Here is a 15,983-nt window from a genome sequence, read left to right on the forward strand (position 1 = left end):
CGCCTTTGCCAAGCCAAGGGCCGGAATTCGCGCATTTTCACCGCAACGCGCCACCCTTGCGCAAAAAAGTGAACCGAACTATTCAGTTTAGTGTAGAAATGATACGTGCCTGACCCCATTTTCAGGCATACACGTCGAAGGACAATCGGCGACGAATTCTGGGAGAGTCTCTGTATGCGTTTGATTTCATTCGTGAATGCGATTTTGGTGATTGCAGCACTGTTCTTTCTGGTTTTCGAACGGGACGCGCTGTTTGCTTTTGCCGGTCGTGGCGACTCTGAGGCCGATGCGGCATCCAACACGGAATCCGCAGGCGACGTAACGTCAGGCCAGAACACCATTGGCGTTGTTGTTCTGCGGTCCGCCGCTCGGGAAATCGACAGTGCCGTGCTGGTGCGCGGGCAGACCAAGGCCAACCGTCAGGTCGAAGTTCTGGCCGAAACGACCTCGACCGTGATTTCGGAACCCAAGCGCAAGGGCACTTTTGTCGAGGCAGGTGACCTGTTGTGCGAGCTGGACCCCGGCACCCGCCCCGCCAGTCTGGCCGAGGCCGAAGCCGCCCGGCTTGAGGCCGAAAGCCGCATCCCCGAGGCCGAGGCCCGTCTGGAAGAGGCGCACGCGCTGGTCGCCGAGGCGCAGATCAACCTGACGGCCGCGCAGAAACTTTCGGAAACCGGATTCGGATCGGAAACCCGCCGGATTTCCAGCGAGGCCGCGATGCGCTCGGCCGAGGCCGGTGTAAAAACCGCCGAGGCCGGTCTGGAAGCCACCCGTGCAGGCATCGAAGCCGCCATCGCCGAAGTCAAGGCAGCCCAGCGCGAGATCGACCGTCAGACCATCGAAGCCCCGTTCAAAGGGCTGCTGGAAAGTGACACCGCGGAATTGGGCAGCCTGATGCAACCCGGCTCGCTGTGTGCCACCGTCATTCAGCTGGACCCGATCAAGCTGGTCGGTTTCGTGCCCGAGGTCGATGTGAACAAAATCCTTGTCGGCTCGGAAGCGTCGGCGCGGCTGGTGACCGGTCTTCAGGTCGCAGGCCGTGTCACATTCCTGAGCCGGTCTGCCGATGAAACGACCCGTACCTTCGAGGTTGAGATCACCGTCCCGAATCCGAACCTGACCATCCGCGATGGTCAGACCGCCGATATCCGCATTTCGGCCGAAGGGGCCAAGGCGCATCTGCTGCCACAGTCTGCCCTGACACTGAATAACGAAGGTCAGGTTGGCGTCCGCACCGTAGGCGCCGAGAACTTGGTCGGCTTCATGCCGATCCGTTTGCTGCGCGACACGGCCGAGGGCGTCTGGGTCGACGGGCTGCCGGAAACTGCGGATGTCATCGTTGTGGGGCAGGAATTCGTGACACAGGGCGTCACCGTCAAGCCCACCTATCGGGAAGCTGAACAATGACCGGATTGGTAGGATGGGCCGCCGACAGGGCCCGCATGGTTCTGGCCTTCATCGCGATCTCGCTGATTGTCGGCGGGTTTGCCTATGTCAGCCTGCCCAAGGAAGGCGAGCCGGATATCGAAATCCCGGCCCTGTTCGTCTCGGTTCAGTTTCCCGGCATCTCTGCCGAGGATTCGGAAAACCTGCTGATCAAGCCAATGGAAACCGAGCTGGCGGATCTGGACGGCCTGAAGGAGATGACTGCCACTGCCGCCGAGGGATACGCAGGTATCGCGCTCGAATTCGATTTCGGCTGGGACAAGACCGCGATCATGGCGGATGTGCGTGATGCGATGAACAGCGCTCAGGCCGATTTCCCGGACGGGGCCGAGCAGTATTCGTTGTTCGAAATCAATTTCTCCGAATTCCCCATCGTTATCGTCAACCTGACCGGTGCCGTGCCCGAACGCACGATGGCGCGCATTGCAAAAGACCTGCAGGACGATCTGGAAGCGCTGGATTCGGTGCTTGAGGCCGGGATAGCGGGCAATCGCGACGAATTGCTTGAGGTCATCATCGACCCGCTGCGGCTTGAGGCCTACGACGTATCGGCGGATGAGTTGATCAGCGTCGTACAAAACAACAACCAACTGATCGCCGCAGGTGAGGTCGACACCGCGCAAGGCACATTCTCGGTCAAGATCCCGTCGTCGTTCAAAACCGCCGAGGATGTCTACAGCCTGCCCGTCAAGGTCAATGGCGACCGTGTCGTGACCATGGGTGAGCTGGCGCAGATCAACTATACTTTTGAAGACCGCGAAGGCACCGCCCGGTTCGACGGCGAATCCACCGTGGCGTTGCAGGTGGTCAAACGCAAGGGCTTCAACCTGATCGACACCGTGGCGCAGGTGAAAGAAACTCTTGCCGTTGCGCAGGAAAAATGGCCCGCCGAGCTGCGTGCCGCCGTCGATGTCGGAACCTCGAATGACCAGAGCCGCATCGTCGACTCGATGGTGCGCCAACTTGAGGGCTCGGTCCTGACCGCCATCGCGCTGGTGATGATCGTGGTTCTGGCCTCGCTAGGGACGCGCGCGGCGCTGCTGGTGGGCTTTGCGATCCCGACCTCGTTCCTGCTGAGCTTTGCATTTCTGGCCATCATGGGCGTCAGCATCTCGAACATGGTGATGTTCGGGCTGATCCTGGCCGTGGGGATGCTGGTCGACGGGGCCATCGTGGTGGTGGAATACGCCGACAAACGCATCAAAGAAGGCATCGGGCCAATGCACGCCTATGTCGAGGCAGCACAGCGGATGTTCTGGCCCATCGTGTCATCTACCGCGACAACGCTGTGCGCCTTCCTGCCGATGCTGTTCTGGCCGGGTGTGCCCGGCGAGTTCATGAAGATGCTGCCGATCACGCTGATCTTCGTGCTGTCCTCGTCGCTGATCGTTGCTCTGATCTACCTCCCCGTCGTGGGTGGCGTCTCGGGCCGCCTCAGCCGGACCTTCGACCGCACCTCAAACTGGCTGCGAAGTGTTGCTCCATGGTGGGTGCGCGCGATCTTGGTTCCTCCGTCGCTCTATATGATCTTTCTGGGCGCGATGCAGATGCTGAACCCGGATTACCTGTTGCCCGGCGGAGTGGTGGCGGGTGCGCTGCTGTTCATCGCAGGCGGCTTTGCCGGTTCGGTGACCCTGAGCGCCGCCAAGATCGAACGCCATCACGAAGAACGCGTCCATACCGCGCGCGAGCACACCACGTTCGGATACGTGGTCAAGTTCCTGGTCGGCAACCCGATCATGCCAGTGATTTCAATTGCTGTCGTGGCGCTCAGCGTCATGGGGGTGATGACCTATTTCATGAACAACAACCGCGGTGTCGAGTTCTTCGTTGAAACCGAACCGGAACAGGCCACCGCCTATGTCCGCGCGCGGGGCAACCTGTCGCTGCAGGAAAAAGACGCGATGGTGCTGGCCGCCGAAGAGGTGATCAGCGCTCACCCGGCCGTGACCAATGTGTTCGCCTTTGCCGGCGAAGGCGGTCTGAACCAGAACAACGGTGGCGCGCAGGCGCCGGCCGATACCGTGGGCCGTGTGCAGTTCGAAATCACTCCGTGGGAGGACCGGCCCAAGCAGACCGAACCCGCCCTGTTCGGGCTGTTCGACCGCGAAATCATCGCTCCGGAATATGACGGTGATTTCGTTCTGGACGAGTTGAACGTGGAACTCGCCAAACTGCCCGGTTTCATCGTCGAAATCCTGCCGCTGGAACAAGGCCCGGCAGCAGCCAAGCCTGTGCATCTGCGTATCAAGGGGGATGGATGGGAGGAACTGACCACAGCCGCCCAATCGGCGCGTGCCGTGTTCGACGAAACACCCGGCCTGATCAAGGTCGAAGACACCATGCCCCTGCCCGGCATCGACTGGCAGATCGACGTGGACGTCGCCAAGGCTGGCCGGTTCGGAGCCGACGTCGCCACCGTCGGCGCGATGGTCCAACTGGTCACACGCGGTATTCTGCTGGGTGAGATGCGCCCCGACAGCACCGATGAAGAGGTCGAAATCCGCGTCCGCCTGCCCGAGGAAGACCGGGTACTGTCAACGCTCGACACGCTCAAGGTGCGCACGCCCGACGGGCTGGTGCCGCTGTCCAACTTCGTCACCCGCCAGCCGGTGGCCAAACTGGCCGAGATCAACCGGATCGACCAGCAGCGGTATTACGACGTGAAGGCGGATGTCGAACCGGGGCTATCCAAAGTGGTTATCGATGGTCCTGACGGATCCGAGCAACGTCTGGCCATTGTGCGCACGGTCGAAGAAGGTGCCGAACCCAGCGGAGCAACCGTCACCAAACCGGACGGCACAGTATACGAGCTGTTCCAACTGACCGGAGCCAACAGCATCGACGACCTGCGCGCCGCAATCGAAGACGGCGAGGCCAGATTTGCTCTGGTCAATCCGAATGAGCGGATTGCGGTGCTGACCGAATGGCTGAACACCGACCCGTTCTCGACCGCGATCAGCTGGGAATGGACCGGCGATCAGGAGGATCAGGAAGAATCCGGTGCCTTCCTGCAAAGCGCCTTCCTGGGCGCGCTGGGGCTGATGTTCGTGATCCTGCTGGCGCAGTTCAACTCGCTTTATAACTCGGTGCTGGTGCTGCTGGCGGTCGTGCTGTCGACCACCGGGGTTCTGATCGGGATGATTGTAATGCAGCAACCGTTCTCGATCATCATGACCGGTACCGGCATCGTGGCGCTGGCGGGGATCGTGGTGAACAACAACATCGTTCTGATCGACACCTATCAGGAATACAGCCGCTACATGCCCCGGATCGAGGCGATCGTCCGCACCGCCGAGGCGCGTATCCGTCCGGTTCTGCTGACCACCCTGACCACGATGGCCGGTCTGACGCCGATGATGTTCGGCCTGTCGCTGGACTTCATCAATGGCGGCTATTCGATCAACAGCCCGACGGCGCTGTGGTGGAAACAGCTGGCCACGGCAGTGGTGTTTGGCTTGGGTATCGCCACGGTCCTGACGCTGATCGTTACGCCTTCGCTGCTGGCGCTACGGGTGTGGGTGACAACCTATCTGGTGTGGCTGGGCAGAGTTCTGGCCCGCGCGACAAGAGGACGGTCAAGCCAGATTGCGCAGGACATGGCCATCGGCAAGGCCGCCCGTCAGGCGCAGGCAACCGAGGTTGTCTGGGACGACGAGACACCCCCGGCGGACCAAGGCAAAGACCCCGGACAAGACCCGGGTCCCCGGCCCACATCACCGCTGAAAGCTGCGGAATAGGAAAAAGGCGAGCCGGAAAGCTCGCCTTTTTTCAATTTGCGTGGTCAGTCACTTGGACAAACGGGTCCAGGTCTGGTGCCCACAAATCGCGTGATCACAGCCGCGTACGCTCAGGGTATCTCCGCTCAGCGTCATCTGCGGCGCGACATCCACATTGACCATGGGTATCCAGAAATCCCCGCCGCCGTATTTGCCGCCCCCTTCACTGGCTACATCCCAGAACAGCTTTTTGCCGATATTCGGGGTCTGCACCTCTTTGCCGGATGTGTCATAGGCCGACTGGATCTGGCCGCAGAACTTGTCTCCGCAGGCCGATATCTTGATATGAGAGATCAGCTTCTTCCGGTCCGGCTCGGTTTTCCAGACGCCGACGATGGGGTCAGCGGCCGCAAAGGCTGGCGTCAACAGGGCGAGCGCGGCTGCAATAGCTGCAAGCCGAACGAGTTTTCGCATCACACCACCTCCTCCTATACCCGGCTATCATAGCACATCCCCGCGCAGCGTATGTCAGGCGGCCTGTGCATCCGATTGCTGGCGGCTCCACAACTGCGCATAGCGGCCTTCGCGTTGCAGCAGTTCATCATGGGTGCCCTGCTCAAGGATTTCGCCCTGTTCCAGCACGACGATGCGATCAGCCTCGGCGATGGTGCTGAGACGGTGCGCAATGGTCAGCACGGTGCGCCCTTCCCCGGCCCGCGCCAGCGCGTCCTTGATGTCCTGTTCGGTATCGGTATCCAGCGCCGAGGTCGCCTCGTCCAGCAACAGGATCGGCGGGTTCTTGAGCAGCGTTCGGGCGATGCCGACCCGCTGCTTTTCACCGCCCGACAGCTTCAGCCCACGTTCGCCGACCTTGGTGTCATACCCTTCGGGCAGCGTGACGATGAAGTCGTGAATCTGGGCGGCTTTCGCAGCGGCTTCGACCTCTTCCTGGCTTGCGCCGTCACGACCATAGGCGATGTTATAGCGGATGGTGTCGTTGAACAGCACCGTGTCCTGAGGCACCACGCCAATCGCGGAATGCAGGCTGTTCTGCGTCACGTCACGTACGTCCTGCCCGTCGATCTTCAACGCCCCACCGGTCACGTCATAGAACCGGAACAGCAGCCGCCCGATGGTGGACTTGCCCGAACCCGTTGCCCCAACTATGGCCACAGTCTGCCCTGCCGGCACCGTCAGCGACACGCCCTTGAGGATTTCCCGGTCCACGTCATAGCCGAAATGGACTTTGTCCAGCGTGACCTCTCCGCCATTGACCACAAGGTCGGACGCGTCGGGTTTATCAGTGACCTCGGCGGGTTGTTCCAGCAGGTCGAACATCTGCCCCATATCCACCAGCGACTGGCGGATTTCCCGGTACACCGTGCCCAGAAAGTTCAGCGGCACGGTGATCTGGATCATGTAGGCGTTGACCATGACGAAATCACCCACGGTCAGCGAACCATTCTGCACCCCGATAGCAGCCAGAACCATCACCCCGATCAGCCCGCAGGTGATCAGGAAAGACTGGCCGAAATTCAGAAAGGCCAGCGAGTATGCCGTTTTCAGCGCCGCCCCAGCATAGGCCTTCATCGAAACGTCATAGCGCGCAGCTTCACGCTGTTCGGCGTTGAAATATTTGACGGTTTCAAAGTTCAGCAAGCTGTCGATGGCCCGTTGGTTGGCCTCGGTGTCCTGATCGTTCATCTCACGCCGCAGCTTCACGCGCCATTCAGTGACGGCGAAAGTGAACCAGATATAGAAGCCGATGGTCACCGCCACGACGACCAGATACCAGACATCGAACAGCCACATCAGGATGATCGCAACCAGCAGCAGTTCCAGGATCAGCGGCCCGATCGAAAACAGCAGGAAGCGCAGTAGGAACTCCACACCTTTGACGCCGCGTTCTATGATCCGGCTAAGCCCCCCGGTGCGGCGCGTTACATGGTAGCGCATCGAAAGCTGGTGAATGTGCTGAAAGGTCTCAAGCGCCAAGGCCCGCAAGGCGCGCTGCCCCACCGGTGCAAAGGCCGCATCGCGTAGCTGCTGAAAACCAACGGTCATCATCCGCGCCACGCCATAGGCCACGGTCAGCCCCACGGCCCCCAAGGCCAGCGGCGGCACGCCCTCATCGGCCAGAGCGTCAACCGCGCCCTTATACAGGATTGGAGTGTAGACCGCGATCAACTTGGCCAGCACCAACATCCCAAGCGCCAGAACAACCCGACGTTTGACCCAGGGCTCATCCTCGGGCCAGAGGTAGGGCGCGACCTTGCGGATCGTGCGCCAGCCGGAGCGGCGCTCGTCTGTTTTGGGCATGTCATCGGAATGCATCGGGGCTGTTCGTCTCATCACGTACCTGATCTGCGGTCAGAGATAGCCCCTGCCCCGAAAAGGGCCAGAGGCAAAAGGTTTATTCAGGGATGGTGAAGATCTGACCGGGATAAATCAGGTCAGGGTCACGGATCGCATCCCGGTTGGCTTCGAACAGCCTGACATACAGAACACCGTCGCCGAACCGTTCGCGTGAAATGGCCCAGAGCGTGTCGCCTTTCTGCACGGTCACGGACCGGATCGCAGGCGTGTCGGAATCAAGTTCCGGCTCGTCAGTCGCCTCGGCCGCGCGCAGAACCTCTTGCGGTTCGCGCTTGAACGGGGTTTCCAGGCGGCTGACCACCGTGCCATCCGCGCCGACCTCATCCACGCGCAGGGTATAGACGCCGGGTTCGACCCCATCCAACTCACTGCGCCATTTGCCGTCTTCGGCGGGGGTCAGATCATCCACCAGCCGGTTGTCCAGATAAAGGCGTACAACCGATCCGTCCGGCACCCGGCCCGTCAGCTCGACATCGCCGGTATTGGAATAGCCGATCGTGTCCAGAGCAACCTGATCCGGCGCCTGCGGTTGCGCTCTGGGCGCCTGCACCAGTTCGACGCCATCCTCACCGGACCGCAGGATGGCAACCCCCTGGGGCTGCGCATCTTCACCGTCGGCTTGCGCCGTCTGTTCGGGCTCAGCATCTGGCGCGGGCGCGGCGGCTGTTTCGGTTGCTGGTTCCGGCGCGGGCGCGACTGCTGTTTCGGTTGCCGCAGCATCTTCGATTTCCGCACTCTCCGGCTCAGCATTTGCGGTTTCAGTCGGTTCGGCAGGCGCTGCGGGTTCGTCCACCGGTTCCGGCTCTGGCAGGGCCGCGATAACATAGTCATCCGAACGCACCGGCAGATCGCCCTGCGTTTCCAGCGTCAGGCCGCGCGCGGTGTCGGAAAACGGGATCGACACGAATTCCGCAAACTGACCACTGGGATCGACCGTGAAACTGTGGACCGACTCTCCGTTCAGCAGCACGTTTATCTCGGCACCCGGCGCGGCCGAACCCGACAGGACCGCATTGCCGTCCGGCGCGACATATATCTGATCCAGCGAGGGCGTGACCTCTGCCGTACTGTCTTCTTCGCCGCTGGGCGCGTCGGCGTCGGGCGCTTGTTCGACTGGTTCATCGGGAGTGCTGTCCTCGGTGCTTTGAACCGCAACCTCGACCTGCGGCGCGGGTTCTTCGGGCGCGTCACCGCGCATACCGGACAGCAGCAACCCGCCCGCTCCGACCGCAACCACGATACCGGCGATCACCCCCCAGACGACATTGCCAGAGCTTGTCTCTCCCGACTCGGCGTTCATGTTTTTCCTTTCACTCCGCAGCGCAAGTGCTTTGACAATAACACATTCTGCCTGACGGTTGAGCCAATCTATCAATCCCGCTATCAGGGGTCAAAACCTCAGGCACAACCCCGGAGAGCGTTCACGATGACTCAGAAATCTGTTTGTGTGTATTGCGGGTCACGCAACGGCACCAATTCCGCCTATTCGGACGCCGCGAAAACCTTTGGCACCCTGCTGGCGCAGGAAGGCTGGCGTCTGGTCTACGGCGCCGGGGATGTGGGCCTGATGGGTGAGGTCGCGCGCGCCGCCCAATCCGCCGGAGGCGATACGTTCGGCGTGATCCCGGTTCACCTGCTGCAACGTGAGGTCGGCAAAACCGACCTGACCCGGTTTGTGATCACCGAGACGATGCACGAACGGAAAAAGGTGATGATCATGAATGCGGATGCGGTGGTGGTCCTGCCCGGCGGTCCGGGATCGCTGGACGAGCTGTTCGAAGCCCTGACGTGGCGCCAACTGGGCCTGCATGAAAAGCCCATTCTGGTGATGAATGTAGACGGCTACTGGGATACGCTGCACGATCTGTTGCAGCAGGTCATCGGTCAGGGGTTCGCCGACGGATCGCTGGCGGATTTCATCACCTGGGTCGACAGCCCGGCAGACGCAATGTCCACCCTGCGCGGCGTCCTGACCTGATGGGGGAACGGGCGGTTCTTGACCACCCGTTCTGGTGAAATCGCTTAAGTGGCCGGGCTCAGGCGGCTGGTCAGCAGCTTTTCAACTTTGTGAATGGGGTGGTTGGTCAGGGTCTTGTCGACCTCGGCTACAACCTTGGCCAGCACCTCGCTGTGCAGGCGGCGGCGCAGAAGGCCCAGAACATGCGGGCTGGCGACCAGAACCAGACGGTTGAACGCGCCCTTCAGCCCCTTGCGGTTCAACAGATTGGCAACATCCTGAACAAACAGGGATTTCGCATGGGTTTTCCAGTTCGGCTCTTCAACCGCCGATTTCTGGTTTGGCCCACCATCGAACCGCCGCCCTGCCCGATCGGTCGGGCCAGTGAAAGCGTCCTGCTCTTCAACCGAGACAACAACCAGATTGGGATCTTCGGCATCGGTGATGTTTTCCACAAACAACGCCTTTTCCCCATCCGCAATGACAACCCAGGTTCCCTGCTCAAGTGCGACCATCGTGCTCTCCTTGTAATGGCTGTTACGGCCATCCTCATCCATCAGGCAAAGGTTTACCGTGACGCGACCAGAGCGATCCGGTGCGTTGCCTGATTGTGTTTCAGTTGATTGGCGGTCTCTCCCTCCGCCTCACCTAAGGTAAGCACTGCGGGGCTGGGTGCAATCCCGTCTCAGGATGAAACTTTCTTCATCGGCGGGTTTTCTCCTGTCATGCCAGCACCTGCTCAGAGATTTCGAATTGCGATCAAATGCACGTGCGTCCGGCAGCAAAAAGGCCTGCCAGCGTCACCGCCAGCAGGCCCTAGATGACCCCTCATCGGGTCATTGATTACATCCGCGATGCAACGTTTTCCCAGTTCACCAGATTGTCGAGGAAGTTCGACAGGTACGCCGGGCGCTTGTTGCGGAAATCGATGTAGTACGAGTGCTCCCACACGTCGCAACCCAGCAGCGCGGTCTGGTTGAAGCACAGCGGGTTCACGCCGTTCTCGGTCTTGGTCACCGCCAGCGAACCGTCGGCATTCTTGACCAGCCACGCCCAGCCCGAGCCGAACTGACCGGCACCGGCCGCGCTGAACTGCGATTTGAACTCGTCAACCGAGCCGAAGCTTTCGACCAGAGCCTTTTCCAGTTCGCCGGGCATGGCGTTACCGCCGGGGCCCATCATTTCCCAGAACTGGTTGTGGTTCCACAGCTGGCTGATGTTGTTGAAGATGCCGTTCTGCGCGACAGCATTTGCGTCGTAGGTGCCAACGATGATCTCTTCCAGCGACTTGCCGTCCCACTCGGTGCCGGCAATCAGCTTGTTGCCGTTGTCGACATAGGCCTTGTGGTGCAGGTCGTGGTGATATTCCAGCGTTTCCGCGGACATACCCTTGGCTGCCAGCGCGTCATGTGCATAAGGAAGATCAGGAAGTTCAAAAGCCATCTCGGCCCCCTGTTGAAAATGAATGTTGCGGTTTCCAAAGGTTACATGCTTTGGCAAGCGCCGCAGGTCAAGGGCCGAGATAACAAAACCCGGAGGCCCGCGATGCTGACACAGGCGCGCAAGATGTTCTACCGCGCCCGCGGATACTATGTGGGAAACCTGAACGGAGAGCCATTTCGGCTGGACCCCTATCATTCGAAATTCTGGCGCAAGGCCTCTGCCGGCGCATGGGAGCCGGAAACCTTCGCCGTGCTGGACAAATACCTGTCACCGGACAGCGATTACCTAGATATCGGCGCCTGGATCGGCCCCACGGTCCTGTACGGTGCCCGCAAGGCCCGGCATGTCTGGTGCTTCGAGCCCGACCCCACCGCGTTCCGGCACCTGGCGTGGAATCTGGACCTGAACGACATCCACAACGTCTCGGCCTTTGGCGTGGCGCTGTCGGATCAGTTCGGCGTGGCCCGCATGGCCTCGGTCCGCGGAGAACCGGGCGATTCCACCAGTTCCCTACTGCATGACGGCGCGCATGGATCGGATGCGTTGACAGTTGCATGGGATCAGTTCGAGGCCGCGAATGATCTGTCTGGCGTATCGCTGGTCAAGATGGATATCGAGGGGGCGGAGTTTTTTGTGTTGCCAACACTTTTGCCCTATTTGCAAAAACATCGACCGGCCTTGCTTCTTTCCTTGCATTCACCCTTGTTGACTGAAGATGATCGGCTTCAGAAGACAGAAAAACTCATCGGGCAGCTTGGGTTCTATTCAAATATTCTGGATGAAAGGATGCAGCCGATAGAGGCAACCGGCCTTCTAAGCCCGAATGGATTAATGAAGTACCAAACTCTGTTGCTAATTTGAAATTATAGCGTTTCCTTTTTCGGCTATTGCTCGAACTTGCCCATTGCAAGCAGCAAAGCGATCTGTTGAATGATCAAAATACAATTGTAGTAGATAGGAACCATAAAACATACTATTTTTGCTCTTTTTCTGGCTATGGGTGCACAGTCTGCATTTGCAGAAACAATTACCTAATGATTGTGCAATGAAGGATCGCGATGGAAGCGGTTGGGTCGCTCCACGGTATGTGTTTGCCGTGGATCCGGACCGAGGAGTTGCCGAAACAGCAAGCAATCACAACGACTTTCAAAAGGCAAAGCTCAAGGTTGACAGAAAGAAACGGTATCGGTTGGACTGGCGTGTCGAATTCAAGGAATTCAGCGGCCAACAGGTCCGCGTCAATTATACGGCACGAGTTGATCTGACAAACAACACCGTGAAATTGCGAGGCAATGGAGTAAACGCCAACTTCATCAACAAGCCGAGCGGGCAAGGGTCCAGCAAAGTGACGAAAAAATAAAACGTAAAAAAACCCGTCTTGGACGGGTTTTTTTATCAGAATAAAGGTTAGTAAACTCCAACCTCGCTGCCCGGCTGCGCCGCAACCGTCAGCAGTTTGAACGCGTAGTCCGCAGCCGAGCGGAAACAGACCACGCGGAAGGTTTCGGCATCATCCATCCAGAACGCACCCGCCACCTGCGCCAGACGTGAGCGGCGGATTTGGCCGGGCTGGAACGCCTCGGCCGACAGGTCAACCGGCGACACCTTGCCCATCACCTCACGCGCGCTTGCGCCTGAGATGCGGAACACGGCGCGCGCGTCCGAGACGTTGACGGGAAGCGCGTGTGTGCCGCTAAGCGCGTTGGTCATTGCGGCCAGCTTGGCCTCGACCTCGGCGTAAGGCACAAGCACCAGAAGCTCATCGGTGGACATCCAGCAGACGCCGGTATCACCGTTGACCAGCGCTTCGCGCTGACCCGGCACTTTCTGCCCGGTTGCGTCCTTGACGGCCTTGGCCAGCACCTTGTCGGACAGGTCGCCGCGCAGGGTGATCATACCCTGCAGGCCGCATTCCTCGACCTTGGCGATGCCTTCATAGCTGGCGTGGTTCAGTGCGCTGATGGGTTCAGACATTCTGCTTCTCCCCGTCTTTGTCGAAGAAGATCGGGTCCACGATCTTGGCTTTGAAGATTTTACCGTCGGTGCCCGGGAACTCGACGATCTCGCCCATGCGGTCGGGACCGTGCTTGATCAGGCCCATGGCGATACCTTTGTCCAAGTTGGCCGAATAGTAGGTCGAGGTCACCCGCCCGATCATGTTGCGCTGACCGTTGGCGTTGACGCCCTCGCCCACCGCGTAAGCGCCGTCGGGAATGACGGAACCATCCACAGTCTCGAGACCCACCAGTTTCCAGCGTTCCGGATCGGCCATATGGGTGCGCGTGTGGGCGCGTTTGCCGAGGTAGTCCTCTTTCTTTTTCGACAGCGCCCAGTGCAGCCCCAGATCCTGCGGGATCACGGTGCCGTCGGTCTCGTCGCCGATCATGATAAAGCCCTTCTCGGCCCGCAGGATGTGCAGACATTCGGTGCCGTAAGGCATGACACCGAACTCCTGTCCTGCCGCGATCAGCGCATCCCAGAACGCCTGACCCTGCGACGCGGGAACCGCGATCTCATAGGACAGTTCACCCGAGAACGAGATGCGGTAGGCCCGTGCGTCGAATTCGCCGATCTTGCCGTCGCGCCATTCCATGAAGGGCAGCGCCTCTTTCGACAGATCCATGCCGCCGCCCGCTTGTGCGTTCAGCTTCTCCAGCACCTTGCGGGCGTTGGGGCCGACCACGGCGACCTGCGCGTATTGCTCGGTCACATTGGCGACATAGACTTTCCAGTCCCACCACTCGGTCTGCAGCCATTCTTCCATATGGGCGTGGATACGCTCGGCTCCGCCGGTGGTTGTGTGGCACAGCCAGGTGTCCTCGTCGATCCGGGCGACCACGCCGTCGTCGATCAGGAAGCCGTTTTCTGAGCACATCAGGCCATAGCGGCACTTGCCGACCTTCAGCGTGGACATCATGTTGGTATACAGCATGTCCAGAAACTTGCCGGCATCCGGGCCTTTGACGATCAGCTTACCAAGTGTCGAAGCATCCAGCAGGCCGAGGTTTTCGCGGGTGTTCTTCACTTCGCGGTTCACGGCATCATGCACGGATTCACCGGGACGGACATAGGCATAGGTCCGGCGCCAGTGGCCGACCGGCTCCCAATCGGCGCCGTTCTTGTCGTGCCAGTTGTGCATCGGGGTCTGACGGATCGGCTGGAACACCTCACCGCGCGCTTCGCCACCGATCGACGCCAGCGAGATGGGCGTATAGGGCGGACGGAAGGTGGTGGTGCCCACCTTGGGGATTTCTGCATCCAACGCATCAGCAAGGATCGCCAGGCCATTGATGTTGCTCAACTTACCCTGATCGGTCGCCATACCCAGCGTGGTGTAACGCTTGGTGTGCTCGACACTTTCATAGCCTTCGCGTGCCGCCAGTTGGACGTCGGAAACTTTGACGTCGTTCTGGAAGTCCAGCCAGGACTTCATGCGCAGGCTGATTTCGGCATTGGACGGCATCAGCCAGACCGGCTCCATCGCTGCCTCAGCGGTGCTTTCCCCTTTCGGAGCGTCAGCGGTCTTGGGGGTGAAACCCGCGCCGGCAGCCGCGGCTTCACCTGCGGTCTGCGCATCGGCCAGCACATCGCCCAGCGCCAGCGGACCATTGGCGGACCCGGCGGCAACCACAAAGCCTTCGCCATTCGCGCCCAGCGGCGGACGCTCGGGATCGGGACGGAAATGGGCGTTCGCCTCATCCCAGATCAGCTTGCCGCCGCAATGCGACCACATGTGAACGACCGGAGACCAGCCGCCCGACATGGCAACTGCATCGCATTCAACTTCTTCGCGAGCGCCACCGATGCCTTCCTGGTTACACAACGCGACCTTCTTGACGCGCTTGCCGCCCTTGACCTTGGCGATCGCTTTGCCCGGATCGACCTGAATGCCAAGCTGACGTGCCTCTTCGGCCAGAGGGCCAGCCGCGGCTCGTGCATCAACGATACGCAGAACGTCCACGCCAGCCTGTTTCAGAGTGATCGCGGTGCGATAGGCGTCGTCGTTGTTGGTGGCGACGATCACACGCTCACCCGGGGTCACGCCCCAGTTCACCACGTAATCGCGCATGGCTGCGGCCAGCATCACGCCGGGCACGTCGTTGCCTGCGAAAGACAGCGGACGTTCGATTGCACCGGTTGCGGTCACGACCTGCTTGGCGCGGATGCGCCACAGTCGGTGACGTGGTCCTTGCACGCCCGGAGTGTGGTCGGTCAGACGCTCATACCCCAGCACGTAACCGTGGTCATAGACGCCTGCCCCCATGCAGCGGTTGCGCAGGGTGACGTTGTCCATTGTTTCGAGTTCGGAAACCAATTGTTCCACGAACTTATCTACAGGCTCGCCATCAACGGTGCCGCCATCAACCGGCGCGCGGCCTCCCCAATGCGCGGTCTGCTCGATCAGCATGACCTTGGCACCGGATTGCGCCGCAACTTTCGCGGCCTGCAGGCCAGCAACACCGCCGCCGATCACCAGCACATCAGTGAAGGCATAGAAGTGTTCATAGGTGTCCGCGTCGCGGCTGTCCTTGTCGGGCGCTTTGCCCAGACCTGCGGACTGACGGATGAACGGCTCGTAGACGTGTTTCCAGAACGGTTTCGGATGGATGAACGTCTTGTAATAGAAACCGGCCGGCAGGAAGCGCGCAAAGGCGGTGTTCACGGCGCCGATGTCGAACTCGAGGTTCGGCCAGTGGTTCTGCGAGATCGCGGTCAGGCCGTTGAACAGCTCGGTCGTGGTGGTGCGCTGGTTCGGCTCGAACCGGTTGCCCTGCCCCAAACCGACCAGAGCGTTCGGCTCTTCGGCGCCGCTGGCGACAACGCCGCGCGGACGGTGATACTTGAACGACCGGCCCACCATCATCTGATCGTTGGCCAACAGGGCCGAGGCAAGCGTGTCGCCTTCGTACCCCTGCATCGAGGTGCCGTTGAAGGTAAAGGTGACCTGTTTCGACCGGTTAATCAGCCGGCCCTGTTTTGCGAGACGGGTGCTCATTTTGCGGACCTTTCGCAGGTGGAGGCATCAGAGCCTCCGGCGGGAG

General features: G+C 60.4%; 12 protein-coding genes. 5 read left to right on the forward strand and 7 right to left on the reverse strand.

Translation table 11 applies throughout. The annotated features are described in order from the left end of the window. Positions 1-174: 174 nt before the first annotated feature. Both ACR0DO_RS06470 and ACR0DO_RS06475 read left to right on the forward strand, forming a co-directional pair. A complete protein-coding gene (locus ACR0DO_RS06470) occupies positions 175-1,407 on the forward strand; it encodes an efflux RND transporter periplasmic adaptor subunit (RefSeq protein WP_480557232.1) in 1,233 nt (410 codons plus the stop codon). Beyond that, positions 1,404-5,186 carry an efflux RND transporter permease subunit gene (locus tag ACR0DO_RS06475; protein WP_480557233.1) on the forward strand — a complete coding sequence of 1,261 codons (3,783 nt, stop codon included), beginning with the start codon at positions 1,404-1,406 and terminating at the stop codon, positions 5,184-5,186. The genes ACR0DO_RS06470 and ACR0DO_RS06475 overlap by 4 nt, the downstream gene beginning before the upstream one ends. Before the next feature lie 48 nt (positions 5,187-5,234). Here the strand turns inward: ACR0DO_RS06475 and ACR0DO_RS06480 are convergent, their stop codons facing one another. The 3 genes from ACR0DO_RS06480 to ACR0DO_RS06490 all read right to left on the reverse strand — a co-directional run bounded on the left by ACR0DO_RS06480 (position 5,235) and on the right by ACR0DO_RS06490 (position 8,841). Next, positions 5,235-5,639, reverse strand: coding sequence for a DUF2147 domain-containing protein (locus ACR0DO_RS06480; protein ID WP_480557234.1), 405 nt, complete (start codon positions 5,637-5,639; stop codon positions 5,235-5,237). Between the two features lie 54 nt (positions 5,640-5,693). Further along, positions 5,694-7,499: an ABCB family ABC transporter ATP-binding protein/permease gene (locus ACR0DO_RS06485; RefSeq protein WP_480557483.1), complete on the reverse strand. Its 1,806-nt coding sequence runs from the start codon at positions 7,497-7,499 to the stop codon at positions 5,694-5,696. Between the two features lie 79 nt (positions 7,500-7,578). Continuing rightward, complete coding sequence (locus tag ACR0DO_RS06490; RefSeq protein WP_480557236.1) at positions 7,579-8,841, reverse strand: LysM peptidoglycan-binding domain-containing protein; 1,263 nt, start codon at positions 8,839-8,841, stop codon at positions 7,579-7,581. A 126-nt stretch (positions 8,842-8,967) separates the two neighbouring features. Between ACR0DO_RS06490 and ACR0DO_RS06495 the strand changes: the two genes are divergently transcribed. Continuing rightward, positions 8,968-9,519, forward strand: coding sequence for an LOG family protein (locus ACR0DO_RS06495; protein ID WP_480557238.1), 552 nt, complete (start codon positions 8,968-8,970; stop codon positions 9,517-9,519). 44 nt (positions 9,520-9,563) lie between these two features. On the opposite strand, the gene ACR0DO_RS06500 is transcribed toward ACR0DO_RS06495, so the two are convergent. Then, positions 9,564-10,013 (reverse strand): host attachment family protein, encoded by a 450-nt coding sequence (locus tag ACR0DO_RS06500; RefSeq protein ID WP_170443256.1) that lies wholly within the window; start codon positions 10,011-10,013, stop codon positions 9,564-9,566. A 328-nt stretch (positions 10,014-10,341) separates the two neighbouring features. Next, positions 10,342-10,941, reverse strand: a complete 600-nt coding sequence (locus ACR0DO_RS06505; RefSeq protein WP_170399967.1) for a superoxide dismutase — start codon at positions 10,939-10,941, stop codon at positions 10,342-10,344. 102 nt (positions 10,942-11,043) lie between these two features. Between ACR0DO_RS06505 and ACR0DO_RS06510 the strand changes: the two genes are divergently transcribed. Both ACR0DO_RS06510 and ACR0DO_RS06515 read left to right on the forward strand, forming a co-directional pair. After that, positions 11,044-11,802: an FkbM family methyltransferase gene (locus ACR0DO_RS06510; RefSeq protein ID WP_480557240.1), complete on the forward strand. Its 759-nt coding sequence runs from the start codon at positions 11,044-11,046 to the stop codon at positions 11,800-11,802. Between the two features lie 184 nt (positions 11,803-11,986). Then, positions 11,987-12,301, forward strand: coding sequence for a hypothetical protein (locus ACR0DO_RS06515; RefSeq protein ID WP_480557242.1), 315 nt, complete (start codon positions 11,987-11,989; stop codon positions 12,299-12,301). Positions 12,302-12,348: 47 nt separating this feature from the next. Here the strand turns inward: ACR0DO_RS06515 and ACR0DO_RS06520 are convergent, their stop codons facing one another. Together ACR0DO_RS06520 and ACR0DO_RS06525 are read right to left on the reverse strand one after the other, a co-directional pair. Then, complete coding sequence (locus ACR0DO_RS06520) at positions 12,349-12,915, reverse strand: sarcosine oxidase subunit gamma (RefSeq protein WP_480557244.1); 567 nt, start codon at positions 12,913-12,915, stop codon at positions 12,349-12,351. Further along, positions 12,908-15,937, reverse strand: coding sequence for a sarcosine oxidase subunit alpha family protein (locus tag ACR0DO_RS06525; protein WP_480557246.1), 3,030 nt, complete (start codon positions 15,935-15,937; stop codon positions 12,908-12,910). Before ACR0DO_RS06525 ends, ACR0DO_RS06520 begins: the two co-directional genes overlap by 8 nt. Positions 15,938-15,983: the final 46 nt, after the last annotated feature.

The organism is Ruegeria sp. AM9, from assembly GCF_056540565.1.